At 59.4% G+C, this 24,453-nt stretch carries 27 protein-coding genes; 12 read left to right on the top strand and 15 right to left on the bottom strand.

Features of this window, described 5'->3' with window-relative positions:
- Positions 1 to 106: 106 nt before the first annotated feature.
- Both mprF and CQ009_RS16210 read left to right on the top strand, forming a co-directional pair.
- Positions 107 to 2,746: a bifunctional lysylphosphatidylglycerol flippase/synthetase MprF gene (gene mprF, locus CQ009_RS16215; protein WP_064120803.1), complete on the top strand. Its 2,640-nt coding sequence runs from the start codon at positions 107 to 109 to the stop codon at positions 2,744 to 2,746.
- Entirely contained in the window at positions 2,746 to 4,041 is a 1,296-nt protein-coding gene (locus CQ009_RS16210; RefSeq protein ID WP_064393107.1) for a virulence factor family protein, read from the top strand. The genes mprF and CQ009_RS16210 overlap by 1 nt, the downstream gene beginning before the upstream one ends.
- A 198-nt stretch (positions 4,042 to 4,239) precedes the next feature.
- Here the strand turns inward: CQ009_RS16210 and CQ009_RS30085 are convergent, their stop codons facing one another.
- Positions 4,240 to 4,386, bottom strand: a complete 147-nt coding sequence (locus CQ009_RS30085) for a hypothetical protein (RefSeq protein ID WP_177430962.1) — start codon at positions 4,384 to 4,386, stop codon at positions 4,240 to 4,242.
- A gap of 404 nt (positions 4,387 to 4,790) precedes the next feature.
- Here CQ009_RS30085 and CQ009_RS16205 point away from each other — a divergent pair, with 404 nt between their 5' ends.
- Positions 4,791 to 5,102 carry a DUF3077 domain-containing protein gene (locus tag CQ009_RS16205; protein WP_177430967.1) on the top strand — a complete coding sequence of 104 codons (312 nt, stop codon included), beginning with the start codon at positions 4,791 to 4,793 and terminating at the stop codon, positions 5,100 to 5,102.
- 162 nt (positions 5,103 to 5,264) lie between these two features.
- Here CQ009_RS16205 and CQ009_RS16200 read toward each other — a convergent pair whose 3' ends face one another.
- A complete protein-coding gene (locus tag CQ009_RS16200) occupies positions 5,265 to 7,106 on the bottom strand; it encodes a potassium transporter Kup (protein ID WP_371920118.1) in 1,842 nt (613 codons plus the stop codon).
- 349 nt (positions 7,107 to 7,455) lie between these two features.
- On the opposite strand from CQ009_RS16200, the gene rimO reads away from it, so the two are divergent.
- The 6 genes from rimO (at position 7,456) to tsaA (ending at position 12,815) form a co-directional block, all read left to right on the top strand.
- Positions 7,456 to 8,793 carry a 30S ribosomal protein S12 methylthiotransferase RimO gene (rimO, locus tag CQ009_RS16195; protein ID WP_034154944.1) on the top strand — a complete coding sequence of 446 codons (1,338 nt, stop codon included), beginning with the start codon at positions 7,456 to 7,458 and terminating at the stop codon, positions 8,791 to 8,793.
- Positions 8,794 to 9,121: 328 nt separating this feature from the next.
- Positions 9,122 to 9,595: a GNAT family N-acetyltransferase gene (locus CQ009_RS16190; RefSeq protein WP_105707423.1), complete on the top strand. Its 474-nt coding sequence runs from the start codon at positions 9,122 to 9,124 to the stop codon at positions 9,593 to 9,595.
- A 186-nt stretch (positions 9,596 to 9,781) separates the two neighbouring features.
- Positions 9,782 to 10,492: an rRNA pseudouridine synthase gene (locus CQ009_RS16185; RefSeq protein ID WP_105707421.1), complete on the top strand. Its 711-nt coding sequence runs from the start codon at positions 9,782 to 9,784 to the stop codon at positions 10,490 to 10,492.
- A gap of 70 nt (positions 10,493 to 10,562) precedes the next feature.
- Positions 10,563 to 11,033 carry a DUF1456 family protein gene (locus tag CQ009_RS16180; RefSeq protein WP_064393114.1) on the top strand — a complete coding sequence of 157 codons (471 nt, stop codon included), beginning with the start codon at positions 10,563 to 10,565 and terminating at the stop codon, positions 11,031 to 11,033.
- A 128-nt stretch (positions 11,034 to 11,161) separates the two neighbouring features.
- Positions 11,162 to 11,932: an SDR family oxidoreductase gene (locus CQ009_RS16175; RefSeq protein WP_064393115.1), complete on the top strand. Its 771-nt coding sequence runs from the start codon at positions 11,162 to 11,164 to the stop codon at positions 11,930 to 11,932.
- A gap of 184 nt (positions 11,933 to 12,116) precedes the next feature.
- Positions 12,117 to 12,815: a tRNA (N6-threonylcarbamoyladenosine(37)-N6)-methyltransferase TrmO gene (gene tsaA / locus CQ009_RS16170; RefSeq protein WP_177430966.1), complete on the top strand. Its 699-nt coding sequence runs from the start codon at positions 12,117 to 12,119 to the stop codon at positions 12,813 to 12,815.
- Between the two features lie 212 nt (positions 12,816 to 13,027).
- Here the strand turns inward: tsaA and fpr are convergent, their stop codons facing one another.
- Positions 13,028 to 13,807, bottom strand: a complete 780-nt coding sequence (gene fpr / locus CQ009_RS16160; RefSeq protein ID WP_007908723.1) for a ferredoxin-NADP reductase — start codon at positions 13,805 to 13,807, stop codon at positions 13,028 to 13,030.
- A 133-nt stretch (positions 13,808 to 13,940) separates the two neighbouring features.
- On the opposite strand from fpr, the gene CQ009_RS16155 reads away from it, so the two are divergent.
- Positions 13,941 to 14,867, top strand: coding sequence for a LysR family transcriptional regulator (locus CQ009_RS16155; protein ID WP_008077179.1), 927 nt, complete (start codon positions 13,941 to 13,943; stop codon positions 14,865 to 14,867).
- Here the strand turns inward: CQ009_RS16155 and CQ009_RS16150 are convergent.
- From CQ009_RS16150 to CQ009_RS16140, 3 genes are all read right to left on the bottom strand, one after another.
- On the bottom strand, positions 14,864 to 15,226 hold the full coding sequence (locus CQ009_RS16150) for a diacylglycerol kinase (protein ID WP_003222276.1): 363 nt from the start codon (positions 15,224 to 15,226) through the stop codon (positions 14,864 to 14,866). The genes CQ009_RS16155 and CQ009_RS16150 overlap by 4 nt on opposite strands.
- Before the next feature lie 74 nt (positions 15,227 to 15,300).
- Complete coding sequence (gene erdR, locus CQ009_RS16145; RefSeq protein ID WP_064393119.1) at positions 15,301 to 15,951, bottom strand: response regulator transcription factor ErdR; 651 nt, start codon at positions 15,949 to 15,951, stop codon at positions 15,301 to 15,303.
- Positions 15,952 to 16,175: 224 nt separating this feature from the next.
- The gene (locus tag CQ009_RS16140) at positions 16,176 to 16,922 is read right to left on the bottom strand and encodes a tRNA-uridine aminocarboxypropyltransferase (RefSeq protein ID WP_105707417.1); all 747 of its coding nucleotides are present in this window, start codon (positions 16,920 to 16,922) and stop codon (positions 16,176 to 16,178) included.
- 189 nt (positions 16,923 to 17,111) lie between these two features.
- Here CQ009_RS16140 and CQ009_RS16135 point away from each other — a divergent pair, with 189 nt between their 5' ends.
- Positions 17,112 to 17,537, top strand: a complete 426-nt coding sequence (locus tag CQ009_RS16135) for a PA3611 family quorum-sensing-regulated virulence factor (protein ID WP_008077172.1) — start codon at positions 17,112 to 17,114, stop codon at positions 17,535 to 17,537.
- Here the strand turns inward: CQ009_RS16135 and CQ009_RS16130 are convergent, their stop codons facing one another.
- Positions 17,538 to 17,732 (bottom strand): hypothetical protein, encoded by a 195-nt coding sequence (locus tag CQ009_RS16130; protein ID WP_105707415.1) that lies wholly within the window; start codon positions 17,730 to 17,732, stop codon positions 17,538 to 17,540.
- Between the two features lie 355 nt (positions 17,733 to 18,087).
- On the opposite strand from CQ009_RS16130, the gene CQ009_RS16125 reads away from it, so the two are divergent.
- Positions 18,088 to 19,206 (top strand): TIGR00730 family Rossman fold protein, encoded by a 1,119-nt coding sequence (locus tag CQ009_RS16125; protein WP_064393121.1) that lies wholly within the window; start codon positions 18,088 to 18,090, stop codon positions 19,204 to 19,206.
- A gap of 56 nt (positions 19,207 to 19,262) precedes the next feature.
- Here CQ009_RS16125 and recX read toward each other — a convergent pair whose 3' ends face one another.
- The 8 genes from recX to CQ009_RS16090 all read right to left on the bottom strand — a co-directional run bounded on the left by recX (position 19,263) and on the right by CQ009_RS16090 (position 24,452).
- A complete protein-coding gene (gene recX, locus CQ009_RS16120) occupies positions 19,263 to 19,733 on the bottom strand; it encodes a recombination regulator RecX (RefSeq protein WP_008077166.1) in 471 nt (156 codons plus the stop codon).
- An 8-nt stretch (positions 19,734 to 19,741) separates the two neighbouring features.
- Positions 19,742 to 20,797 carry a recombinase RecA gene (gene recA, locus CQ009_RS16115; protein ID WP_007908746.1) on the bottom strand — a complete coding sequence of 352 codons (1,056 nt, stop codon included), beginning with the start codon at positions 20,795 to 20,797 and terminating at the stop codon, positions 19,742 to 19,744.
- Between the two features lie 83 nt (positions 20,798 to 20,880).
- Positions 20,881 to 21,381: a CinA family protein gene (locus tag CQ009_RS16110; protein WP_064393122.1), complete on the bottom strand. Its 501-nt coding sequence runs from the start codon at positions 21,379 to 21,381 to the stop codon at positions 20,881 to 20,883.
- Positions 21,382 to 21,448: 67 nt separating this feature from the next.
- Positions 21,449 to 21,967 (bottom strand): lysis system i-spanin subunit Rz, encoded by a 519-nt coding sequence (locus CQ009_RS16105; RefSeq protein WP_105707413.1) that lies wholly within the window; start codon positions 21,965 to 21,967, stop codon positions 21,449 to 21,451.
- A complete protein-coding gene (locus tag CQ009_RS16100; protein WP_105707411.1) occupies positions 21,946 to 22,512 on the bottom strand; it encodes a glycoside hydrolase family 19 protein in 567 nt (188 codons plus the stop codon). Before CQ009_RS16100 ends, CQ009_RS16105 begins: the two co-directional genes overlap by 22 nt.
- On the bottom strand, positions 22,503 to 22,766 hold the full coding sequence (locus CQ009_RS29845; RefSeq protein ID WP_146117549.1) for a hypothetical protein: 264 nt from the start codon (positions 22,764 to 22,766) through the stop codon (positions 22,503 to 22,505). The genes CQ009_RS16100 and CQ009_RS29845 overlap by 10 nt, the downstream gene beginning before the upstream one ends.
- A gap of 10 nt (positions 22,767 to 22,776) precedes the next feature.
- Positions 22,777 to 23,979, bottom strand: a complete 1,203-nt coding sequence (locus tag CQ009_RS16095) for a carbohydrate-binding protein CenC (RefSeq protein ID WP_105707408.1) — start codon at positions 23,977 to 23,979, stop codon at positions 22,777 to 22,779.
- A gap of 32 nt (positions 23,980 to 24,011) precedes the next feature.
- The gene (locus CQ009_RS16090) at positions 24,012 to 24,452 is read right to left on the bottom strand and encodes a phage tail assembly chaperone (protein ID WP_105707406.1); all 441 of its coding nucleotides are present in this window, start codon (positions 24,450 to 24,452) and stop codon (positions 24,012 to 24,014) included.
- Position 24,453 lies beyond the last annotated feature (1 nt).

Raw genomic sequence — 24,453 nt, 5'->3', positions numbered from 1 at the left:
CGATACCCGGTGAGAGGCGTAGTATTTTGTGATTATTTTTTTCTACAGGGATTGGTAACTTGGCTGGATACCTCCATCCTGTCGCGCACAATCCAAGAGGTGATTGATGCGCGCCAACTCGTCTGATCCACAAGACACCGTCACAGCGGAACATCCGATCAAACCCGAGCGCCTGCGCTTGCTGGATCGGTTGAGCAAATACCGGCAACCGATCGGTCTGGCGGTCACACTGCTGCTGTTTGCCATTGCGCTGATTGCCTGCCGCCATCTGCTCGCCGAACTTGATCTCGATGCGCTGCACGACTCGATTCTCGACGTGCCGAAACCCGCCCTGCTTGGTGCATTCGGCGCGACCGTGGTCGGCTTCATCATTCTGCTGGGCTATGAATGGTCGGCCAGCCGTTATGCCGGCGTGACTTTGCCGCCACGCACGTTGGCGCTGGGCGGCTTCACGGCGTTTGCGATTGGCAATGCGATCGGTCTGTCGCTGCTGTCCGGCGGTTCGGTGCGCTACCGTTTATATGCACGACTGGGTCTGGGGGCGTCGGAAGTCGCGCACATGACCTTGTTCGCCAGCCTGTCATTGGGCTGCGCCTTGCCGCCGCTGGCAGCGCTCGCGACGCTGAGTGACCTGCCTGCGGCTTCCCAGGCGCTGGGGCTGTCCGAAGGCCTGCTCGGCACTGTCGCCGCTGTTGTGCTGTTGCTCGGCGCAGTGTTGGCTATCGGCATCTACCGTCGACGCCTGCCGGAACAACCGTTGCGCGACAACCTGCTGGTCAGGGTTGGCCGTCGCACGCTGCGCTTGCCGGGTCGACGCCTGACGTTCCTGCAACTGATCATTACCGCCCTCGACGTCGCCGCTGCTGCCACCGTCCTTTATCTGTTGCTGCCGGAAGCGCCGCCGTTTGGTGCATTCCTACTGGTGTATCTGCTGGCATTGGCTGCCGGCGTACTCAGCCACGTACCGGGTGGCGTTGGTGTCTTCGAAGCGATTCTGCTGGCCGCTTTCGCTGACAAGCTCGGTGCCGCACCACTGGCCGCGGCGCTGCTGCTGTATCGCCTGATCTACGTGGTGTTGCCGCTGCTGGTTGCCTGCGTATTCCTGCTGATCAACGAAGGCCAGCGCCTGTTTCAGACTCAGACCATGCGTGCAGCGTCCGGTCTGGCGGCACCGATTCTGGCGGTGCTGGTGTTCCTGTCCGGTGTGGTGCTGCTGTTTTCCGGCGCGACTCCCGAGATCGACACACGTCTGGAGCACATCGGCTTTCTGATCCCGCATCGTCTGGTCGACGCCTCGCACTTCGGCGCCAGCCTGATCGGCGTGCTTTGCCTGATGCTCGCTCAAGGCCTGCGCCGCCGCCTGTCGGCCGCGTGGATGCTGACCACCATTCTGTTGCTGGTTGGCGCCCTGCTCTCGCTGCTCAAAGGTTTCGACTGGGAAGAAGCGACGCTGATGACACTGACGGCTGCGCTGCTCGGTGTGTTCCGTCGCTCGTTCTATCGCCCGAGTCGCCTGACCGAACTGCCCTTCTCGCCGTTGTACCTGGTGGCCAGCCTGTGCGTCCTCGGTGCATCGACATGGCTGCTGCTGTTCGCCTATCAAGACGTACCGTACAGCCATCAACTGTGGTGGCAGTTCACCCTGGATGCTGACGCGCCGCGTGGCCTGCGCTCGCTGCTCGGCGCCGCCGTGCTGTTGCTGGTGATCGCGCTGACCTGGCTGCTGCGCACCGCGCGCCCGGTCATTCACCTGCCGACGCCTGACGAACTCGATCGCGCGGCGAAGATCCTGATGGCCTCGTCGCAACCCGACGGTGGCCTCGCGCTGACCGGTGACAAGGCGCTGCTGTTTCACCAGAACGACGAAGCGTTCCTGATGTACGCGCGCCGTGGTCGCAGTCTGGTGGCGCTGTACGACCCAATCGGCCCCGGCCAGCAACGCGCCGAGATGATCTGGCAATTCCGCGACCTCTGCGATATTCACCACGCCCGCCCGGTGTTCTACCAGGTGCGCGCGGAGAACCTGCCGTACTACATGGACATCGGCCTGACCGCGATCAAACTCGGCGAAGAAGCCCGGGTCGATCTGCTTCGTTTTGACCTGGAAGCCAAGGGCAAAGAGATGAAGGACCTGCGTTACACCTGGAACCGTGGCACCCGCGATGGTCTGTCGCTGGAAATCCATGAGCCGGGTCAGGCGCCGATGGATGAGCTGAAAGTGATTTCCGATGCGTGGCTGACCGGCAAGAACGTGCGTGAGAAAGGCTTCTCCCTCGGCCGTTTCAGCGACGATTACCTGAAGCATTTCCGCATCGCGGTGATTCGCTTCGAAGGCCGCCCGGTGGCGTTCGCCAACTTGCTCGAAACTTATAGCCATGACCTGGCCAGTCTCGACCTGATGCGCGCGCACCCGGACGCCCCCAAGCTGACCATGGAATTCATGATGGTCGGCCTGATTCAACACTATAAGAGTCACGGATACGCGCGCTTCAGCCTGGGCATGGTGCCGTTGTCGGGGTTGCAACCCCGGCGTGGTGCACCGCTGACCCAGCGTCTGGGCTCGATGGTTTTCCGCCGTGGTGAGCAGCTGTACAACTTCCAAGGCTTGCGCCGCTTCAAAGACAAGTTCCAGCCTGACTGGGAACCCCGTTATATGGCCGTGCCCGCCGGACTCGATCCGCTGGTGGCGCTGGCCGACACTGCTGCCCTGATCGCGGGCGGCTTGACTGGATTGGTGAAACGCTGATGATTCAACGCTCCCTGAAGTACATCCTGGCCGCACTGATTGTGCTGGCCGTGATTGCCGGCGGCGGTTTCTGGTACCTCAAACGTCCGGCACCAGAACCGACCGTCGAACAGCTCAACCCGGCCGATGGCGCCGCCATGACCCGCGTCATTCCCGGCACCAAGCCCAAGGCTCAAGTGCTGGTTGCGGTCAACGACGACCAGAAACTCTCTGAAAAACAACTGACCACCCTGAGCCGCAGCGCTTCGGCGCAGATCGTTCAAGTGATTCTGCCGAAAGACTGCCTGCTGCAAAGCCGCGCCCTGCAATCCGGCCTGCGTGAACTGAATGGCCCGGCCACTCTGGTCAGCGGTATCGGCCCGGGCGCTGTACTCGCCTGGCGCTGGTTGTCGGAGCAGAAAGACGACAAGGCTCAAGCCATTTCCGTGGATCTGGCCCTGGAAAAAGGTGGCTGCACGCACCTGCTGCCGAAATCCGCCGCCCACGGCCACTGGCTGGCAGCGTGGAACGACAACCCGGACGACGCCAGCGCAGGTTTCGTGCGCGATCAACCGAACGCCGAGACCAGCATCAGCGACTACGACATCAACCTGCCGCAAGTGCTCAACAACGAACTGCGCAAGATCCTCGTCGGCGGCGACAAGGCCAACGGCGGTCTGGCGATCCCGGTGGTTGAAGTGCCGGCCGGCCAGGCCAAAGACACCGTGACCCTGTTCCTCTCCGGCGACGGCGGCTGGCGCGATCTCGACCGCGACGTGGCCGGTGAAATGGCCAAGATCGGCTATCCGGTGGTCGGCATCGACACCCTGCGCTACTACTGGCAACACAAGAGCCCGGAGCAAAGCGCACTCGACCTGACCGAACTGATGCAGCACTACCGGCAGAAATGGGGCACCAAGCGCTTCATCCTCACCGGTTACTCGTTCGGTGCTGACGTTCTGCCAGCGATCTACAACCGTCTGCCAGACACCGAGCAGCAACGCGTCGACGCCATCATCCTGCTCGCCTTCGCCCGCACCGGCAGCTTCGAGATCGAAGTTGAAGGCTGGCTGGGCAACGCCGGCAAAGAAGCCGCGACCGGCCCGGAAATGGCCAAGCTGCCAGCGGCCAAAGTGGTGTGCATCTACGGTGAAGAAGAGACCGATGAAAGTGGCTGCACCGACAAGACTGCCGTTGGCGAGGCAGTGAAACTGCCTGGCGGCCACCACTTCGACGAGAACTACCCGGCGCTGGCCAAGCGTTTGGTGGACTTGATCGAGAAGCGCCAGAGCAAGGACTCGGTCGCCGAAGAGTGATCTGAGCCACGCCCATAAAAAGCCCCCGCAACTTCGCAGTTGCGGGGGCTTTTTACATTCCAGCGGCCACGAAAATCCCCTGTGGGAGCGAGCCTGCTCGCGAACGCGGTGGGTCAGTTTACAGATTCGTCGACTGACACTACGCCTTCGCGAGCAGGCTCGCTCCCACAGGGGAATTGCCCTGGACTCAAATAATCGTTAGTCCTGGCAAGCGTATCTTGCCCGCATATCGTCATGGCTGATCACTTGAGCCGGATCGAGGTTGATCAATCGTTCCATCGCTTCGGCTTCAATTCGAAGGTTCTCGAGATCATCCTGCTTTTCTTGTTCCGATGATGCCGTCATACATGCCTCGCTCATTTGCACACGCCAGTTCGTGTCAGACGTTTAGTATCGTTTACTTCCAGTCTCGCAATATCAGATGACGCCCACAGACCTTGTAGGCAAACTCCGAAACTCGTGTTCGGGCGCTGTGCCGCTCTATTGCGCTGTTTTTTGACGGGATACTCTCCGGACGTCGCTGACCCATTCAGCGATCGGGCTTGGTAACCCGGTGGAATAAGGCGCAACAGCGCACCCGACACGACTCAGGCGAAATCCCGTCCGAGCCCCTGTGTTATGGCAGCTGTGCGTGGGACGCTTTCGGGCGTGCCGGTTTCCTTGATTCCCCGGTTTACCAACCTGCGCACAGCTGCCACCCATTCGCTTGGTATCGGATGCGGCAGCTCTCGAAATCAAGGGAACTGACAATGAACAATCCATCTGATCTTAAAACCATCGGCTTCACCCCTTTCCTCTACAACGCGGATCAAGCGTTCTTCAACGTCCGCTCCGGCATCCCGATCATCGATGCCTTGTCCCAATCCTCCGACCTGCTGTCCCTCGCCAAATCCTTCGCCGAAGACGCGGCATTCATCAAAGACACCGACCGCCATGCCTGGGCTGCGCATTACCTGACGGTGATGGGCAAAGCTTTGATTGATGATGTGATTCAGGCTTTGATGCCACGACCTGCGCGGACGAAGACCGAGTCTGAAGCAGAGATACCTGAAGGCTTGTAAAGGTTTCAAGATCAAAAGATCGCAGCCTTCGGCAGCTCCTACATGGAATGCGAAACCTGTAGGAGCTGCCGAAGGCTGCGATCTTTTGATCTGAAGTTGCCGCCCACAAAAAAGCCCCCGCCAACCACAAGGCTGACGGGGGCTTTTCAGTTGAAGTGAGGCTTACATCTCCACCTGCGTCCCCAACTCAATCACCCGGTTCAGCGGCAGATTGAAGAACCGCAAATTCCCATTGGCATTCTTCAACATGAACGCAAACAGCGCTTCACGCCAACGCGCCATCCCCTCAAGTTTCGAAGCAATCACCGTTTCGCGGCTGAGGAAGTAAGTCGTGCGCATCGGGCTGAAATCCAGATCATCCAGATGACACAGCTTCAGCGCCTGCGGCACGTCCGGTTCATCGGTGAAGCCGAAGTGCAGGATCACCCGGAAGAAACCCTCGCCGTGCGCTTCGACCTCGAAGCGCCGCGATGGCGGTACGCGCGGGATGTCTTCGTAGACCACCGTCAGCAACACCACCTGCTCGTGCAACACCTGGTTATGCAGCAGGTTGTGCAACAGCGCATGCGGCACGGCGTCGGAGCGTGCAGTGAGAAACACGGCTGTGCCCTGCACCCGATGCGGCGGTTGCACGCGGATGCTGCTGATAAAGATCGGCAGCGGCAATGCGCCTTCGTCGAGGCGTTCGACCAGCAGTTGTTTGCCGCGCTTCCAGGTGGTCATCAGCACGAACAGCGCAATACCGGCGATCACCGGGAATGCACCGCCCTGGACGATCTTCGGCACGTTGGCGGCGAAATACAGACCGTCCACCAGCAGAAAGCCCAGCAGCACCGGCACCGCGAGGATCGGTGGCCATTTCCACAGCAGCAGCATCACTGCCGACACCAGAATGGTGGTCATCAGCATGGTGCCGGTCACCGCCACGCCGTAGGCCGAGGCCAGTGCGCCGGAGGATTCAAAGCCCAGCACCAGCAGCACCACGCCCACCATCAGCGCCCAGTTCACCGCGCCGATATAGATCTGGCCCTGCTCGTCGCTGGAGGTGTGCTGGATGTACATGCGCGGGATGTAGCCGAGCTGGATCGCCTGACGGGTCAGGGAGAACGCGCCGGAAATCACCGCTTGCGAGGCAATCACCGTGGCCAGCGTCGACAAGCCGACCAGTGGAATCAATGCCCAGCTCGGTGCCAGCAGATAGAACGGGTTACGCGCCGCCTCGGGATTTTCCAGCAGCAAGGCGCCCTGACCGAAGTAATTGAGTACCAGCGCCGGCAACACCAGAATGAACCACGCACGGGCAATCGGCTTGCGGCCAAAGTGCCCCATGTCGGCGTACAGCGCTTCGGCACCGGTCAGCGCCAGCACCACAGCGCCGAGGATCGCCACGCCCATGCCCGGATGGACGACGAAGAAATTCACCGCCCAGATCGGGTTCATCGCATGCAGCACTTCTGGCGCGTGGCTGATGCCATACACACCGAGGGCGCCGAGGACGAGGAACCAGGTGACCATGATCGGCCCGAACAGAATGCCGATCCGCGCCGTACCGTGTTTCTGGATCAGAAACAGCGCGACCAGCACCACCAGCGACAGCGGCACGACCCAATGGTCGATGCCATCAAATGCCAGCCCCAGACCTTCAATCGCCGACAGTACGGAAATCGCCGGGGTGATCATGCTGTCGCCATAAAACAGCGCCGCGCCGATCAGTCCGCAAACCACCAGCAACGAGCGCAGCTTCTTGCGATGCCCGGCCGCGCGACGGGCCAGTGCGGTGAGCGCCATGATGCCGCCCTCGCCCTGGTTGTCGGCGCGCAGCACGAACATCATGTATTTGATCGACACGACCCAGATCAGCGACCAGAAGATCAACGACAGAATGCCCAGCACGCCGTCGTGGTTGACCGGTACGCCGTAACCGCCGGAAAACACTTCTTTGAGGGTGTACAACGGGCTCGTGCCGATGTCGCCGTAAACTACCCCGACCGCCGCGACCAGCATGCTCAGCGGCTTGGAGGCCGAACCCTCGGCGCCTGCCGCATGACTACTTGCCTGACCCATCCAACACTCCTGATTTTAGAACCGGCTTCTTTGAATGAAGCACTATGCTTTGTGGTGCAGCATGCGCTGTTTTACCTGTTGTTACAGACGTTTTGTTGACTGTAAAAAATTGGTAAAGCTCAACGGCGCGAAGCATAGCGCAGCACTCGTCGTATTTCCCTGCATAAAGCTGGTCAAGTGCGTTGCTCGCCGCTAGAATTGCGCACTTTTTGATCAGAGGCGCGCCCTAAGCGCCCGTCCGTCGGCTTTCGCACCCAGAAAGCGATGTCACAAAATACCGAGGTTAGACATGTCCACCACTCCTGCGCCGGCCAATCCAAAGGTTGGCTTTGTATCTCTGGGTTGCCCGAAAGCACTGGTCGACTCCGAGCGCATCCTGACCCAGCTGCGCATGGAAGGCTATGACGTGGTGTCCACCTATCAGGACGCCGACGTTGTAGTCGTCAACACCTGCGGTTTCATCGATTCGGCCAAGGCTGAGTCTTTGGAAGTGATCGGCGAAGCGATCAAGGAAAACGGCAAGGTCATCGTCACCGGTTGCATGGGCGTGGAAGAAGGCAACATCCGCAACGTCCACCCGAGCGTGCTGGCCGTGACCGGTCCGCAGCAGTACGAGCAAGTGGTCAACGCCGTGCACGAAGTCGTGCCGCCGCGTAAGGATCACAACCCGCTGATCGACCTGGTGCCGCCGCAAGGCATCAAGCTGACCCCGCGTCACTACGCGTACCTGAAAATTTCCGAAGGCTGCAACCATAGCTGCTCGTTCTGCATCATCCCGTCGATGCGCGGCAAACTGGTCAGCCGTCCGGTCGGTGATGTGCTCGACGAAGCTCAGCGCCTGGTCAAATCCGGCGTTAAAGAGCTGTTGGTGATCTCGCAAGACACCAGCGCCTACGGCGTCGATGTCAAATACCGCACCGGTTTCTGGAACGGCGCGCCGGTGAAAACCCGCATGACCGAACTGTGTGAAGCGCTGAGCACCCTCGGCGTCTGGGTGCGTCTGCACTACGTTTACCCGTACCCACACGTTGACGAGCTGATCCCGCTGATGGCCGCCGGCAAGATCCTGCCGTACCTGGACATCCCGTTCCAGCACGCCAGCCCGAAAGTATTGAAGTCGATGAAACGCCCGGCGTTCGAAGACAAGACCCTGGCGCGGATCAAGAACTGGCGCGAAATCTGCCCGGACCTGATCATCCGTTCGACCTTCATCGTCGGCTTCCCGGGCGAGACCGAAGAAGACTTCCAGTACCTGCTCAACTGGCTGACCGAAGCCCAGCTCGACCGCGTTGGCTGCTTCCAGTACTCGCCGGTTGAAGGCGCCCCGGCCAATGATCTGGATCTGGAAATTGTTCCAGACGACGTCAAGCAGGATCGTTGGGATCGCTTCATGGCGCACCAGCAAGCGATCAGCTCGGCACGCCTGCAAATGCGCATTGGCCGTGAAATCGAAGTGCTGGTGGACGAAGTCGACGAGCAAGGCGCGGTTGGCCGCTGCTTCTTCGACGCCCCGGAAATCGACGGCAACGTGTTTATCGACAACGGCAGTAATCTGAAGCCGGGTGACAAGGTCTGGTGCAAGGTGACTGACGCTGACGAATACGACCTGTGGGCCGAACAGATCTGATCTGATCTGAAGATCAAAAGCCCCTCACCCTAGCCCTCTCCCAGAGGGAGAGGGGACTGATTGAGGTGTTCTTGCGAGCTGCACCGACCTGAACGTTCGAGTCGAACTCAGGTTTTGAACAGCATGAAGATCTGCTCCCTTCCCCCTCGCCCCCTCTGGGGGAGAGGGTTGGGGTGAGGGGGAGAGATCTTGCTGGCGACAGAAGTATCCAGCCAGACACCGCAACAAATACAAAAAGCCCCACTCTTTTTACAAGATGCGGGGCTTTTTTACGGCTATCGTTTAGCGGGGGACGGACTCCCTTGAAACGGACAAGAGGCAGACGGGCATGCGTCACCATTCGGTCATCCACACACCGAAACTCAGCGATTATCAGGAACTGACCCGGGTCTGGGAGGCCTCGGTTCGCGCCACCCATGATTTTCTGCCGGACAGCTACATCGAGCTGCTGCGCAATCTGGTGCTCACGCGTTATCTGGATGCGGTGATGTTGATCTGCACCAAGGACGCCGACCAGCGCATCACCGGGTTTGCCGGGGTCGCGGCGGGCAAGATCGAGATGCTGTTCATCGATCCTGACCATCGCGGCCAAGGGTTGGGCAAGAAACTGCTCAACTACGCGATGCAGCATCTGAACGCCGATGAACTCGACGTCAACGAACAGAACCCGCAGGCCTTGGGCTTTTACTTCAAGCAGGGTTTCGAAGTGATCGGCCGCTCGGAGGTCGATGGCATGGGCCAGCCGTATCCGTTGCTGCATATGCGCTTGCGCCAGAACCAGCAGCGCTCCAGTAACGGCTGACACAACCCAACCCAATGTAGGAGTGAGCCTGCTCGCGATAGCGCCAGATCAGCCACCATCAATGTCGAATGTCAGATGGCTATCGCGAGCAGGCTCACTCCTACAAAAAGCATTACCGAAATGGAACCGGGCTTAACCGGCGCCACACAGGTACAATGCCCACCCCTTTTTTGTTACGGCCCTGTCATGACTGACCCGATTCGCCTCTCCAAACGCCTCATCGAACTGGTCGGTTGCTCCCGCCGGGAGGCCGAGCTGTTCATCGAGGGCGGCTGGGTCACCGTGGACGGCGAAGTGATTGACGAGCCGCAATTCAAGGTCGGCGAGCAGAAAGTCGAGCTCGACAAGGACGCCAAGGCCACCGCACCGGAGCCGGTGACCATCCTGCTCAATGCCCCTGCCGGCATCGACGTCGAAACGGCCATGCAATCGCTCAGCGCCGAAACCCTTAGCGAAGAGCACCGTTTCAGCAAGCGCCCTCTGCGCGGCCACTTTCTGCGCCTGACCGCCAGCGCTGACCTGCAAGCCAAGGCCAGCGGCCTGCTGGTGTTCACCCAGGACTGGAAAATCCTGCGCAAGCTCACCGCCGACGCCGCGAAGATCGAGCAGGAATACGTGGTCGAAGTCGAAGGTGACATGGTCGCCCACGGCCTCAATCGCCTGCAGCACGGCCTGACGCACAAGGGCAAGGGACTGCCGCCGGTCAAGGCCAGCTGGCAGAACGAAAACCGTCTGCGCTTCGCCATGAAGAACCCGCAGCCGGGGATCATCGCGCAGTTCTGCGAAGCGGTCGGCCTCAAGGTCGTCGGCATCCGCCGTATCCGCATCGGCGGCGTCTCGATCGGCAAAGTCCCGGTCGGCCAATGGCGCTACCTGTCCGGCAAAGAGAAGTTCTAAGACTTCCACTGCCGCCACACATTCCGGTAGCGCGCCTGCGCGCTGCCCACAACGCATCAGGATTACTCACATGATTCATAACGACGTATTGCGCAGCGTGCGCTACATGCTCGACATCAGCGACAAGAAAGTTGTCGAGATCATCAAGCTCGGCGGCATGGACGTCGCGCTCGCTGACGTAGTGACCTGGCTCGACAAGAAAGAAGAAGACGAAGAAGGTTTCGTGCGCTGCCCGGACGAAGTCATCGCGCACTTCCTCGACGGCCTGGTGATCTTCAAGCGCGGCAAGGACGAAAGCCGTCCGCCGCAGCCGATCGAAGTGCCGGTGACCAACAACATCATCCTGAAAAAGCTGCGTGTGGCCTTCGAACTGAAAGAAGACGACATGCACGCGATCCTCAAGGCTGCCGAGTTCCCGGTGTCCAAGCCTGAGCTGAGCGCGCTGTTCCGCAAGGTCGGCCACACCAACTATCGCCCGTGCGGTGACCAGTTGCTGCGCAATTTCCTCAAGGGCCTGACCCTGCGCGTTCGTCCGGCCTGATCCCCTCCGCGGTGGCGACCGATGGTCGCCACCGCAACGCATGACTGTTCATTCCCTCCAGAAATAATGGCTCCGCTTCGCGCGGCTGACGACTAGGGTGTACTGATCCCCAATCTTCAGGACTCGCCATGCACCCGTATTTCTCCCTGCAAGGCCGCACCGCTCTGGTGACCGGCGGCACCCGTGGTATCGGCAAAATGATCGCCAAAGCCTTTGTCGAGGCTGGCGCGCGCGTTTACGTCTGCTCGCGCGACGCCGAAGCCTGCCATCAAACTGCGGAAGAACTCAGCGCCTTGGGCACGTGCCACGGCGTGGCGGCGAATCTGGCGACCGAAGAAGGTGTGCAGGAACTGGCCGCGCGCCTGGGCGAGCAGATCACCCATCTGGATATTCTGGTAAACAATGCCGGCACCACCTGGGGCGCGCCGCTGGAGAGCTACCCGGTGAAGGGCTGGGAAAAGGTCATGCAGCTCAACGTGACCTCGGTGTTCACCTGCATTCAGCAATTTCTGCCGTTGCTACGCAAGGCCGGCTCGGCGGCGAATCCGGCGCGGATCATCAATATCGGTTCGGTGGCGGGGATTTCTTCGTTTGGTGAGCAGGCCTATGCCTATGGACCGAGTAAGGCTGCTCTGCATCAGTTGTCGCGGATTCTGGCGCGGGAGCTGGTGAGCCAGCACATCAACGTCAATGTGATTGCGCCGGGACGCTTTCCGAGCAAGATGACTCAGCATATTGGCAATGATCAGCAGGCGTTGGCTGAAGATACGGCGTTGATTCCGATGAAGCGTTGGGGGCGCGAGGAAGAGATGGCGGCGTTGGCGATCAGTCTGGCGAGTACGGCTGGGGCTTATATGACCGGGAATATTATTCCGCTGGATGGCGGGTTTAGCCTCTGATATCGGCGGTGAAGCTATCGCGAGCAGGCTCACTCCTACAGGGATTTTCAGCGAACACAGATTTTGTGTACACCCATGACCCTGTAGGAGTGAGCCTGCTCGCGAAGGCGTCAGCCCAGTCTCCACCAGCCATAGGGTCTGCCGGGTTATCATGCCCACCCCTGCCCCGCTTCGAATGCAAACCATGACTTACAGCGTCTCCCCCATCGGCTTCGTGCGCTCCTGTTTCAAGGAGAAATTCGCCATCCCCCGCCAGCCACAACTGGCCCCCGCCGCCCGTGGCGTGCTGGAACTGGTGGCACCGTTCGATCAGGGTGACGCGGTGCAGGGTCTGGAGCAGGTCAGTCATGTGTGGCTGCTGTTCCTGTTTCATCAGGCACTGGAAGAAAAACCACGCTTGAAAGTCCGCCCGCCACGCCTGGGCGGCAACAAGTCCATGGGCGTATTCGCCACCCGCGCCACACACCGTCCTAATGGCATCGGCCAGTCCGTGGTGAAACTGGACAAAGTCGAAGCCAATCGCCTGTTCATCTCCGGCATCGACTTGCTCGACGGCACGCCGGTTCTCGACATCAAACCCTACGTGCCCTACGCCGACATCATTCCCGACGCCGCCAACAGCATCGCCAGCGCCGCGCCACAGCTGATTGAGGTGCAGTGGACCGACTCAGCCCTGAAACAAGCGCATACACACGCTCAGCGCCTCGACGAGCCTTTGGTTGAACTGATTGAACAGTGTCTGGCTCAGGATCCGCGTCCGGCCTATCAAACCCCGGCGCCTGAACGCGAATATGGCGCGCAATTCTGGGATCTGGACGTGCGCTGGCATTATCCGACGCCTGAGCAGATTCGCGTGCTGGAAGTCATTCCAGCCATGGTCTGAAACCGCGCCCAATGTAGGAGCTGCCGCAGGCTGCGATCTTTTGATTTTGCTCTTCAAAAGCAAGATCAAAAGATCGCAGCCTGCGGCAGCTCCTACAGGTGAATGTCGCGGGCATAAAAAAGCCCCCATTGCCAAGTCAGGCAATGGGGGCTAATCGTTCCCACGCTCTGCGTGGGAATGCATCCGTAGACGCTCTGCGTCACCTGAACAGCTTACTTCTCGACAAACGCACGCTCGATCAGGTAATCACCCGGCTCGCGCATCCGCGCCGAGATCTTCAGGCCGAAGCTATCAAGCACTTCGCTGGTCTCGTCGAGCATGCTCGGGCTGCCGCAGATCATTGCACGGTCGTCCTGCGGGTTGATCGGTGGCAGGCCGATGTCGCTGAACAGCTTGCCGCTGCGCATCAGATCGGTCAGACGGCCCTGATTCTCGAAAGGCTCGCGGGTCACGGTCGGGTAGTAGATCAGCTTGTCACGCAGCGCTTCGCCGAAGAACTCGTTCTGCGGCAGATGCTCGGTGATGAATTCGCGGTAGGCGACTTCGTTGACGTAACGCACACCGTGGACCAGGATCACTTTTTCAAAGCGCTCGTAGGTTTCCGGGTCCTGGATCACGCTCATGAACGGCGCCAGGCCAGTGCCGGTGCTCAGCAGGTACAAATGCTTGCCCGGGTTCAGGTCATCCAGAACCAGGGTGCCGGTAGGCTTCTTCGAGATAATGATCTCGTCGCCTTCCTTCAAGTGCTGCAACTGCGAGGTCAGCGGGCCGTCCTGCACCTTGATGCTGAAGAACTCCAGATGCTCTTCCCAGTTCGGGCTGGCGATCGAGTAAGCGCGCATAAGCGGGCGGCCGTTAGGCTGTTGCAGGCCGATCATCACGAACTGACCGTTCTCGAAGCGCAGGCCCGGATCGCGGGTGCACTTGAAGCTGAACAGAGTGTCGTTCCAGTGATGAACACTGAGGACACGCTCGTGGTTCATGTTGCTCATGTACGTTTGACTCCTGGAGATTGGGTCTGCGCTGGCTTTTGCAGGCGACGGTGCGCAATTGCATCGCATTCTAATAGCGACGACAATATCTGTTAACTGGATTATTAAGATAAGGGTTATCGGTTATATCGATATGCGATTTACTCTCCGTCAACTGCAAGTCTTCGTCGCCGTCGCCCAGCAGGAAAGCGTATCCCGTGCTGCGGGTCTGCTCAACCTCTCGCAGTCGGCCGCCAGCACCTCGATCACCGAACTGGAGCGTCAGTCCAGCTGCCAGCTGTTCGATCGTGCCGGCAAACGGCTGAGCCTCAACGCCCTCGGCAAACAGCTGCTGCCACAAGCGGTGGCCCTGCTCGATCAGGCCAAGGAAATCGAAGACCTGCTCAACGGCAAATCCGGTTTCGGCTCGCTGTCGGTAGGCGCGACGCTGACCATCGGCAATTACCTGGCGACCCTGCTGATCGGCAGCTTCATGCAGCGCCACCCGGAAAGCCAAGTGAAGCTGCACGTGCAAAACACTGCCAATATCGTGCAACAAGTTGCCCACTACGAAATTGATCTGGGTCTAATCGAAGGCGATTGCAGCCACCCGGACATCGAAGTGCAGAGCTGGGTCGAGGATGAGCTGGTGGTGTTCTGCGCGCCGCAACATCCGCTCGCCCAGCGCGGCAGCGCGACCATGGAAGAGCTGACTCACGAGGCGTGGATTCTGCGTGAACAGGGTTCCGGCACGCGGCTGACCTTCGATCAGGCCATGCGTCACCATCGCAGCTCGCTGAATATCCGTCTGGAGCTGGAACACACCGAGGCGATCAAACGCGCGGTGGAATCAGGGTTGGGGATTGGTTGCATCTCGCGACTGGCACTGCGCGATGCGTTCCGACGCGGCAGTCTGGTGCCGGTGGAAACGCCGGACCTGGACCTGGCGCGGCAGTTCTACTTCATCTGGCACAAGCAGAAGTACCAGACCTCTGCCATGCGCGAGTTTCTCGAGCTGTGCCGCGCGTTCACCGCCGGGGTGCAGCGCAGCGACGAGATCGTCCTGCCGACCATCGCTTAAAGCAGAATTACTGCCCACACCAGCGCGATCATGCTCAGCGCGACGAATTGCGCGGCGCTGCCCATGTCCTTGGCGTTCTTCGACAGTGGATGCAGTTCCAGCGAGATGCGGTCGATGGCCGCCTCTACTGCCGAGTTCAACAACTCGACGATCAGCGCCAGCAGGCACACTGCAATCAATAGTGCCTGCTCAACGCGGCTGACATTGAGGAAGAACGTCAGCGGAATCAGCACAACATTGAGCAGCACCAGTTGGCGGAACGCCGCTTCACCGGTGAAGGCGGCGCGCAGACCGTCGAGCGAATAACCGGAGGCATTCAGGATGCGTTTCAGGCCGGTTTGGCCCTTGAAAGGTGACATAAGGAAGAAACCAACCAAAAAGGAGTGGGAAAGCTAGATCAATAAAAGTCAAAAAAACGTGAAGACACCAGCCTTTATTGGCTCGGAATTGACTCAAGTTGTTGCAGCAGTAAAGCCGCTTGCGTGCGAGTGCGCACATTCAACTTGCGAAAGATCGCCGTGACGTGGGCCTTGATGGTCGCTTCGGACACGCTCAGCTCATAGGCAATCTGTTTGTTCAGCAGGCCTTCACAGACCATGGTCAGCACGCGGAACTGCTGCGGTGTCAGGCTGGCGAGCCCGTCGCTGGCGGCTTTGGCTTCGTCGGAAACGGCAACCGCTTCGAACGCCTGCGGCGGCCAGAACACATCGCCATCGAGTACTTTGCGCACCGCTTGCTGAATCACGCTGAGGTCGCTGGACTTGGGTATAAAGCCACTGGCACCGAACTCTCGGGATTTGACCATCACCGACGCTTCTTCCTGCGCCGACACCATCACCACCGGAATCTGCGGGTATTGTCCGCGCAGCAGCACCAGCCCGGAAAAGCCATAAGCGCCGGGCATGTTCAGGTCCAGCAGGACCAGATCCCAGTCAGCCTTTTCGGTCAGGCGGGTTTCCAGTTCGGCGATGCTCGCCACTTCCACCAGGCGTACATCCGGGCCAAGGCCCAGCGTCACCGCTTGATGCAGGGCGCTACGAAACAGGGGGTGATCATCGGCAATCAGGATGTCGTATGTGGCCATTTTTCAAATGATCCTGTTTTTGATGGCAGACACGGTGCATTCCGGTCTGGCCAAAGCAACTCAAGATGCCGCTTTTGAAGCGATATCCACAGGGGCACGTTCAACGCCAATCAACAGCAAACACGGCGTTTCAAACCTTGGCCGCACCCTAATCGGCGCCAAGCATGCCCAGCGAAGACGGGGTGGTCAAGCAGCACGGCCGCTGGCTTGTACAGTATGGGCCACTATTGGGCCAACTCCGGCTGCGCCTTTCGTATATAGGGCAACAGCTCGGCGTGCGCGGGGGTGGCTTCATTCATGTCCAGTTGTTGCTTGGCACCGAGGTAGTGCTGGCTGAACACGTCGAAATAGGCGTCCAGCGCAGAAGCCGCGTCGCTGTCACCCGCCAGTTCGAGACATAGCGCAGCCACTTCGGCGGTGCAGAGATGTTCGCTGCGGGTCGAACGACGCAAGCGGTAGCGCGAGAGTTTGTCGGGCAGCAGGCTCAAGATCGGCAAGCGATCGAAATACGGGCTCTTGCGGAAGATCTTCCGCGCTTCAGTCCACGTTGCGTCGAGCAAAATGAACAGCGGACGTTTGCTGCTATCGATCGCGACGGTGTTGGTCACTCGCGCCGGTTCAACGTATTCGCCGGGAAACACCAGATACGGCTGCCACTGCGGGTCATTGAGCAGCGCGAGCATCTGCGGATCGGGCTCGGTACGCGACCAGATGAACGCGTGGTTATCGCGCACCACGTCGGCAATCAGCCAACCGGTGTTGCTCGGCTTGAACACTTCCTTGCCGGTCATGATCAGACACACGCCCGAACGAGTGTCGACACTCGGCCGCCAGGCGCACAGGCAATGGCTGATGATCACCCGGCAGTCGCGGCAACGCTCAGAGCGAAAGCCACGGGCCTGAATCGGCTTGATGCCTTCATCTTCGCGCTGGTCACGCAGACGGGCGACGGCGTTGGGCGCATGGTTCATCGTGGATAACGCCGAAAAGCAGGAAAACTCGACACGAACGACACTCGGCAGGGCAATAAAGGCCGGCAGTTTACCAGAGCGATGGGCACAAGCCTGTACCCTCCCGACCGGCTCCCCTATAATTCGCCGCCACTGAACGCACAGTCACGTGGCTGGTCGAACCACCAGTCACTGAACCAGGAGAGTTTCATGCTGCGCCTTATCGTTCCCACCGCTGCCATTCTGCTGGCGTCGTCCTTCACCGCTCAGGCTGCCTCCCTGAGTGAGCAGAATCTGAACCGCGAGCTGCGCAACGTCGCCGCCCAGAGCAGCGTCGGCACGCCACGCGCCATCAGTGAAGACATTCTCGATCAGGGCTTCACCGTTGAAGGCACGCAGTTGATCAACCACCTGAGCGTGCAAAAGAGCCACGCCGACAAGATGCGCGCTGACCCTAAAGCCGTGTATTTCCAGTTGGGCGCCTCGGTGTGCAACAACCCATCGTTTCGCAAGCTGATGGCCAAGGGCGCAATCATGCGTTACGACTTCACGGAAGTGAAAACCAACAAAGCGATCGGCTCCGCCAGCTACCAGGAATCGGATTGCCCGAAAGCCGGTCCGGCGAAGAAGAAGTAATCATCGCGAATTGGCGCGCCGCTGTTCATCCTCGGCGCGCAGTTCGGCCAGCAAGGCCTGTAGATAGTGCGAACGGCGCTCGCCGCCGGCCAAGCGCCGGCAGCACTCCTCTTCGAGACTGATCTGATGGGTCTCGGCTGATGCCTTCAACATTCGATACAGCTGCGTATCGATCTCCAGAATCACTCTGGCCATGTGTCCCGCCTCCTTGCCACCCGCAAATCCTTGAATAGCGTGCACCTTGCGTACGGTCGTTGACGCAAAGTTGTCGTACGGCGCCTGTAAGTTAGTTAATCAGAGGGATTGCCGCTCGGCGCACGTTCGGACGAGCGGTGACGGCATCGGCTGAAAAACAATAAACGGTTGCCAGCCAGAACGTTGCGGCGCAATGATCGAGTCAGCGCAAACCTTCGCAAGGGTCTAGATTCAGAGTATTCCCGATCATTTTTAAACGGCAGGAAAGGAACTGCCGATCGTGTGTGTTTTTTTGCAGCGCGGCACTGACGCCGCTCGTCAGGGCCATCCCGCTCTGTGCAGAAGGAGACGTTGAATGCCTTACCAACCGAATGACCTCTTGAGTCGTCATTTTCAGGAAAACGGTCCCGACCTCATTACTCAGGTCGAAGAACAACTCAGCCGGGTTTCCCCCAACAGCCCCAACCTTCCCATCTACCGCGACATGATCCTGACCGTGCTGCGCATGGCGCAGGAAGATCACAACCGCTGGAACGCCAAGATCACCCTGCAAGCCCTGCGCGAACTGGAGCAAGCGTTTCGGGTGCTGGAGCAATTCAAGGGCCGACGCAAAGTCACCGTATTCGGCTCGGCGCGAACGCCAGTCGAACATCCACTGTATGCCATGGCCCGAGAACTCGGCGCGGCGTTGACCCGTTCGGACATGATGGTCATCACCGGTGCCGGGGGCGGCATCATGGCAGCCGCCCATGAAGGTGCCGGTCGCGATCACAGCCTCGGGTTCAATATCACCCTGCCCTTCGAGCAGCATGCCAACCCGACCGTCGACGGCACCGGCAATCTGTTGCCTTTCCACTTCTTCTTCACGCGCAAATTGTTCTTCGTCAAAGAAGCCGATGCGCTGGTGTTATGCCCCGGAGGGTTCGGCACCCTGGATGAAGCACTGGAAGTGTTGACGCTGATTCAGACTGGCAAGAGTCCGCTGGTGCCGGTGGTGTTACTGGATGCGCCGGGCGGCACATTCTGGCAAGGCGCGATGGACTTCATTCGTCAGCAACTGGAGGACAACCGTTACATCCTGCCCACCGACATGAAATTGATGCGCCTGGTTTACAGCGTCGAAGAGGCGGTCGAGCAGATCAATCAGTTCTACAGTAACTTCCACTCCAGCCGCTGGCTCAAGCGCCAATTCGTGATCCGCATGCATCACAAGCTCAGCGATCAGGCGCTGGCGCACATGCAGGAAGCGTTTGCCGATCTGTGCCTGAGTGACCAGTTTCATCAGCACGCCTACGCCGGCGAGGAACACGATGAAGCGCAGTTCAGTCATCTGGCGCGACTGGCCTTCGCCTTCAACGCGCGCACCCACGGGCGTCTGCGGGAACTGATCGATTACATCAACCTGCCGGAAAACTGGGCTGATTCCAAACCGCAAACAGCGCAACGCTCACGCGAACCATCAAAGGTTATTTGAGGGCAAAAAAAAAACGGCCCGCTATTTTCATAGCGGGCCGTTTTTATTGAATCGGATTAATCGTCCATGCCTCGACCGCTGAACAAGCGGTTGATCATCTCCATCGAAAACCCTCGATACGCCAGAAACCGGCCTTGCTTGGCCCGTTCTTTTGCATCAATCGGTAAATGTCCGGAGAACTTCCTGCGCCAGGTGTCCTGAAGTTGCTCCTGCCAACTGATACCGCTTTCGCGCAGGGCGAGTTCGATATCGGCACGCTGCAAACCGCGCTGGCTCAGCTCCTCACGAATCCGTAGAGGGCCATAGCCGGAACGGGCACGATAGGAAACAAAGCTTTCAAGGTAACGGGCTTCGGAAAGCAGCCCCTCCTCCGTCAAACGGTCGAGGGCTGTTTCGATCATCTCCGCCTCGGCGCCGCGCTGACGCAATTTGCGCGTCAGCTCGACTCGACCGTGCTCGCGGCGTGCGAGCAGGTCCATGGCGGTTCGCCGCACAGCGACGAGGGTATCGAGTACGGCGGTGGTCATCGCTGCAATCAGATGTCAGCGTCGGCCAGGTCATCTTCAGTCTCTTTGACTGCAGAAGCCTTGGAGTCGATCACTGCAGGAGTCAGCAGCTTGTCACGCAGTTGCTTCTCGAGCTTCGCGGCGATTTCCGGGTTGTCCGCCAGGAACTTGGCCGAGTTGGCCTTGCCCTGACCGATCTTGGTGCCTTCGTAAGCATACCAGGCGCCGGATTTCTCGACGAAACCGTGCAGCACACCCAGGTCGATCATCTCGCCATTGAGGTAGATACCCTTGCCGTAAAGAATCTGGAACTCGGCCTGACGGAACGGCGAAGCGACCTTGTTCTTCACAACCTTGACGCGGGTTTCGCTGCCGACCACTTCGTCGCCTTCCTTCACCGCGCCGGTACGGCGGATGTCGAGACGAACCGAGGCGTAGAACTTCAGCGCGTTACCACCGGTGGTGGTTTCCGGGCTACCGAACATCACACCGATCTTCATACGGATCTGGTTGATGAAGATCACCAGGCAGTTGGCGTTCTTGATGTTACCGGTGATTTTACGCAGCGCCTGGGACATCAGACGGGCTTGCAGGCCCACGTGCATGTCACCCATTTCGCCTTCGATTTCAGCCTTCGGTACCAGGGCTGCCACGGAGTCGACGATGATCACGTCAACCGCGTTGGAACGCACCAGCATGTCGGTGATTTCCAGGGCCTGTTCGCCAGTGTCCGGCTGGGACACCAGCAGGTCGTCGACGTTGACGCCCAGCTTGCCGGCGTACTCAGGGTCGAGGGCGTGTTCGGCGTCGACGAATGCGCAGGTCGCGCCGGCTTTTTGCGCCTGGGCGATCACGGACAAGGTCAGTGTGGTTTTACCGGAAGATTCCGGACCGTAGATTTCAACGATACGGCCTTTTGGCAGGCCGCCAATGCCGAGCGCGATGTCCAGACCCAGAGAGCCAGTGGAGATAGCCGGGATCGCCTGACGGTCCTGATCGCCCATACGCATCACGGCACCCTTGCCGAATTGACGTTCGATCTGACCCAGGGCCGCAGCCAAGGCTTTCTTCTTGTTGTCGTCCATTAAAGTCCTCACGTAATCAATAAGGCCTGACGGCCAACACCTGTATAAGTAGCCAGTATTATTCCACAGCGTTCGCGGATCGCCTACCCCTGATTTTCGATTTCTCGTGCCGCTAGTCGCAGGAGCCCCTCTAGCGCGGCCTTCACCGTTTGTCGGCGGACTTCATCGCGGTTGCCGGGGAAGTGTTGAACCTCACTGGTCACGGTCTCGCCAACACCCCAGGCCAGCCAAACAGTGCCGACCGGTTTGTTCGGCGAGCCACCGTCCGGCCCTGCTACACCGCTGACCGCCACGGCAAATCGCGCCAGGCTTTTGTCCTGGGCGCCCCGCACCATCGCCTCGACCACCTCGACACTGACCGCGCCCACCGTCTCGAACAACCCGGCCGGCACATTCAACTGCTGGGTTTTCTGCCGGTTGGAGTAGGTCACATAGCCAGCCTCGAACCACGCTGAACTGCCCGGGATCCGCGTAATGGCTTCGGCAATCCCGCCGCCGGTGCAGGACTCGGCCGTGGTGACGTGGGCGTTGAGCACTTGCAGGCGTCGGCCAAGTTCAGCAGCCAACTGGGTGATTTCTTTCACGGCATGCTCCGGATCGTGTGGAATGCCTCCACCGTACACGAGCCGATTGCGCTTTCAATACACAGACTCATTCAAAATGTGCAGGCGACAGCGCTCTGACATACGCCTGGCACGCCTGCAATGCAATCAGTCCGCGGTCGCCGCTGTCGGTGATGGCGATAATTCGTTGAGCATGCGCCGGGTCAAGTCGGGCGCGTACGGTTGCATGATCCACGCCGCTGGCGCCGGCGGTGGCTGGCACGTTGCAGCCTGGGGCAATGTTGCTGGCGTCGAGAAGGACTGACAGGCGCACATCAGCAGTGGCAAGACGATCGCGCAGGCGATCCTGATCACGTTGGGCATCGCTCAGCGCTCGATAGTGGGTTTGTTCACTGGCCGCCAGCCGTTGCTCCAGCGCCAGGCGTTTATCCTGCTCGGCCTGTTGCGCCGTGGCGGCCGTCAGAGTCAGTTGATTGAGGGTTTCGGCGTTTAACCGGGCCTGCTCGGCCAGCTGTCGGCCGTAGCGCCACTCCTGAAATTGCCAGGCTGCTGCAAACGCACCAGCGCCCAGCAACACAACGCCGATCATTCGCCAGGGGATAGGCATAGCACCGCCCTCGCCCGCGCCCAGATTTCCAGACGATCCTGCAAGCCGTTCAACCCGCCGTTGATGCGCCGGGTGATGGTATTGAACTGGTCGCGGTCGGCCAGTTCATTCAAGCCGTTCTGCTCCCAGAACCATGCGGCAGACTCGGCCGCCCACTGCGGTTGCTCGAGCAGTTCGGGCAGTGACAGCAGACGCTCATCGCCGAACAGGCCGAAGCTGCACTGGCGGTAATTCGAGCGGCCGGTAATCTGGATCAACCCGCGCCCTCTGTATTTCTGCCCGTCGCCATCAGCCTCAGGCGTGTTGCCCAAACGCAAGGCCAGCGTACCGGTGTCGTACTTGCTCAGGTATTGGTTGTTGCCCAGTTCGCGCACATAGCGCAGTTGCCCCGATTCATGGCCGACTTGCGCAAGGAACGCCGCGATGCGTTTCGGCGAGTCGATATGACGGCGCGCCATGGCGCTGTTGAGCGGCGAAACAAAAACGCCCGCTTGGGAGCGGGCGTTGGGCATGATGTCGATAAGGCTGTTTTCAGTTAATTGCATGATGCTTGATCCTCCCTGGATATTGCCCCGATTGAATCATGGTTGGCGGACAACAGCCCCCAGCCATTTTTTGCCAGACTTGTCACTGAGCTGGCCGGGGCTGCGTTTTCGAGGGTTTCATTCAATGGCTGGACTTGGCCGCCAGATAACAGCCAGGCTTGATAGTCAAGCCAGTCGCGATTGGTTGAGTCCTGCGGGATAAAGGAAGAATCTTCCGTGCGCAGTACTCCGCAAGTGGTCAGTTGATAGGTCATGGGGTTTCTCCTAGATCTCAGCGTCCGCTGTCCATTCAATCTGCAATCCGTTACCGGGCTGACTGTTTACCGGCGTCACAGTACCGATCGCGAAACTACGCTGTGTCACACTTTGCACAGTGGTTCCTGTGCAAGGCACTCCCTGCGAATAATTCCAAACCTGATTACTTGCATTTCCAGGGCAATACAAGACAACAGTAGGCTGCACTCTTTTCTGAGTCTGCATGTCTACGACCATCCCGTATTGCCCGGTATTTCCAGCCGCAGCCTGGGTAAACGAGACGATGCAGGTGCCCGTGCCGTTGTTTGCACGAATCGGTAAGCGGTTGGCAAAAGACTTTTCGAAATAACGCTGACACAACGTCAATTCTTCGCCAGAAAGACGGTATTCGAATGGCGTGGAAACCGGTCCCTCTTCCAATTGCACCTGAGTCAGGTCGATGGTTTGCAAAACGTTGAGCGGCAAATCAAAAGCCAAGCGCAAATAATCATTGGCGCCGAGCATTTTCCCCGCGATCGATGGCACCTGGAACGTTGCGCTGTACTTGCCCCATGCAGTGCTCAATGGAAAAACATCGACCACTTTGACAACGGCTTCCGAACCACCATTGCCGAAGTACTGACCGATGGTTACTTTCAATGAGCGCGTGGCATCGGAGCGTGCCCAAAAGGTCACGGTGGCGGTTCGTCCAGCCAGAGTCCTGACGGATTCAACGTTTTGGAGAATCTTGTGCTCGGTAGCGCCGACGCCCGCCGTGGTTTGCTGCCAACGTAAAAAATAACCCGGCTCGCCTGCCACTTCTGTCTGGCCTGGGGAAAACTCCTGACGAGAGATGGTTACGGCAGCATTGCCATTCCAGTCGCAGCGAAAACGATCGGCTACATAGCCACCGATATTTGGTCCTTGGTTGGTCGTGCCGCGTTGCCAGATATCGAACCCGCCATTGATCAGGACATTCCTGCGATACACCTGCACAGGAAACTGCTGTAGCGGATCAGGCCTGGACAATTGACGGATAGCCTGTGCCAGCTGATCGGTTTGGTTTTCATCGGGTTTCAGACCCGCTGCGGTAATCGCGCTGAGAATCTCTTGGGTAACACTGTTGCCCCAGCTCGCCGGGATCAACGATCCCGGTGTTCCCGCGATGGCATCTTCATCGACAAACTTGCCGTCGACCAAGCCTGAGCCCGGGACGTTTTTTGGGTAATCCATGTGTATCTATCCTTGATTGAATGGCGAACCGCTCAGCCATGGGTCCGCAGCAAATCTTCAAGCCAGTCAGGTTCGACCGGGCGCGAGCGGGCATCCGGGAAGTCCGGATGACTGGGCCAGTCGCGCAGCGCCTGTCGGTAGGCAAGTAGCTGCTTGAACTCTTCGGCGCGCAGGGTCGTGCCGCCGCCAACTTCAAGCTCTTCGGCGTCGCGAAACACCATCCATTGGGTGTTTTGAAGTACTTGGTTGCGCCATGCGCGCTCATCACTGGCAAGCGCAACCGGGGAACTGAGCGGTTCGGTCAGTACAGGCTGGCCAGAGTGACTGGCGCTGATGACTTTGCCGTTTGCCTGCCCGGCAAACAGCTCGGCGTATTGCGCCTGGGTGATTTCAACCGCCCCTTCAGGCAGTTCGGGAAGTGCGCTGTCGACTCGATCAAAACCGAGACTTTGTGCATAAAAGTAAATCGTCATG

The sequence above is a fragment of the Pseudomonas sp. MYb2 genome (genome assembly GCF_002979955.1).
In the GTDB taxonomy this organism is placed as follows: domain Bacteria; phylum Pseudomonadota; class Gammaproteobacteria; order Pseudomonadales; family Pseudomonadaceae; genus Aquipseudomonas.
The sequence above is the reverse complement of the archived record's forward strand: the minus strand, read 5'-3'. Positions and strand labels throughout refer to the sequence as shown.

What these genes read in the sequence shown, in the direction of transcription:
- CQ009_RS16175 (WP_064393115.1), top strand. Translation starts at nt 11,162, where the DNA reads ATGCACCCGTATTTCTCCCTGCAAGGCCGCACCGCTCTGGTGACCGGC.
- CQ009_RS16135 (WP_008077172.1), top strand. Translation starts at nt 17,112, where the DNA reads ATGCTGCGCCTTATCGTTCCCACCGCTGCCATTCTGCTGGCGTCGTCC.
- CQ009_RS16150 (WP_003222276.1), bottom strand. Translation starts at nt 15,226, where the DNA reads ATGTCACCTTTCAAGGGCCAAACCGGCCTGAAACGCATCCTGAATGCC.
- CQ009_RS16090 (WP_105707406.1), bottom strand. Translation starts at nt 24,452, where the DNA reads ATGACGATTTACTTTTATGCACAAAGTCTCGGTTTTGATCGAGTCGAC.
- rimO (WP_034154944.1), top strand. Translation starts at nt 7,456, where the DNA reads ATGTCCACCACTCCTGCGCCGGCCAATCCAAAGGTTGGCTTTGTATCT.
- CQ009_RS29845 (WP_146117549.1), bottom strand. Translation starts at nt 22,766, where the DNA reads ATGACCTATCAACTGACCACTTGCGGAGTACTGCGCACGGAAGATTCT.
- CQ009_RS16130 (WP_105707415.1), bottom strand. Translation starts at nt 17,732, where the DNA reads ATGGCCAGAGTGATTCTGGAGATCGATACGCAGCTGTATCGAATGTTG.
- CQ009_RS16185 (WP_105707421.1), top strand. Translation starts at nt 9,782, where the DNA reads ATGACTGACCCGATTCGCCTCTCCAAACGCCTCATCGAACTGGTCGGT.
- CQ009_RS16105 (WP_105707413.1), bottom strand. Translation starts at nt 21,967, where the DNA reads ATGCCTATCCCCTGGCGAATGATCGGCGTTGTGTTGCTGGGCGCTGGT.
- recX (WP_008077166.1), bottom strand. Translation starts at nt 19,733, where the DNA reads ATGACCACCGCCGTACTCGATACCCTCGTCGCTGTGCGGCGAACCGCC.
- mprF (WP_064120803.1), top strand. Translation starts at nt 107, where the DNA reads ATGCGCGCCAACTCGTCTGATCCACAAGACACCGTCACAGCGGAACAT.
- CQ009_RS16205 (WP_177430967.1), top strand. Translation starts at nt 4,791, where the DNA reads ATGAACAATCCATCTGATCTTAAAACCATCGGCTTCACCCCTTTCCTC.
- CQ009_RS16095 (WP_105707408.1), bottom strand. Translation starts at nt 23,979, where the DNA reads ATGGATTACCCAAAAAACGTCCCGGGCTCAGGCTTGGTCGACGGCAAG.
- CQ009_RS16200 (WP_371920118.1), bottom strand. Translation starts at nt 7,106, where the DNA reads ATGCTGGTCGCGGCGGTCGGGGTAGTTTACGGCGACATCGGCACGAGC.
- CQ009_RS16155 (WP_008077179.1), top strand. Translation starts at nt 13,941, where the DNA reads ATGCGATTTACTCTCCGTCAACTGCAAGTCTTCGTCGCCGTCGCCCAG.
- CQ009_RS16180 (WP_064393114.1), top strand. Translation starts at nt 10,563, where the DNA reads ATGATTCATAACGACGTATTGCGCAGCGTGCGCTACATGCTCGACATC.
- CQ009_RS16125 (WP_064393121.1), top strand. Translation starts at nt 18,088, where the DNA reads ATGCCTTACCAACCGAATGACCTCTTGAGTCGTCATTTTCAGGAAAAC.
- CQ009_RS30085 (WP_177430962.1), bottom strand. Translation starts at nt 4,386, where the DNA reads ATGACGGCATCATCGGAACAAGAAAAGCAGGATGATCTCGAGAACCTT.
- CQ009_RS16190 (WP_105707423.1), top strand. Translation starts at nt 9,122, where the DNA reads ATGCGTCACCATTCGGTCATCCACACACCGAAACTCAGCGATTATCAG.
- CQ009_RS16140 (WP_105707417.1), bottom strand. Translation starts at nt 16,922, where the DNA reads ATGAACCATGCGCCCAACGCCGTCGCCCGTCTGCGTGACCAGCGCGAA.
- tsaA (WP_177430966.1), top strand. Translation starts at nt 12,117, where the DNA reads ATGACTTACAGCGTCTCCCCCATCGGCTTCGTGCGCTCCTGTTTCAAG.
- CQ009_RS16210 (WP_064393107.1), top strand. Translation starts at nt 2,746, where the DNA reads ATGATTCAACGCTCCCTGAAGTACATCCTGGCCGCACTGATTGTGCTG.
- CQ009_RS16100 (WP_105707411.1), bottom strand. Translation starts at nt 22,512, where the DNA reads ATGCAATTAACTGAAAACAGCCTTATCGACATCATGCCCAACGCCCGC.
- recA (WP_007908746.1), bottom strand. Translation starts at nt 20,797, where the DNA reads ATGGACGACAACAAGAAGAAAGCCTTGGCTGCGGCCCTGGGTCAGATC.
- fpr (WP_007908723.1), bottom strand. Translation starts at nt 13,807, where the DNA reads ATGAGCAACATGAACCACGAGCGTGTCCTCAGTGTTCATCACTGGAAC.
- erdR (WP_064393119.1), bottom strand. Translation starts at nt 15,951, where the DNA reads ATGGCCACATACGACATCCTGATTGCCGATGATCACCCCCTGTTTCGT.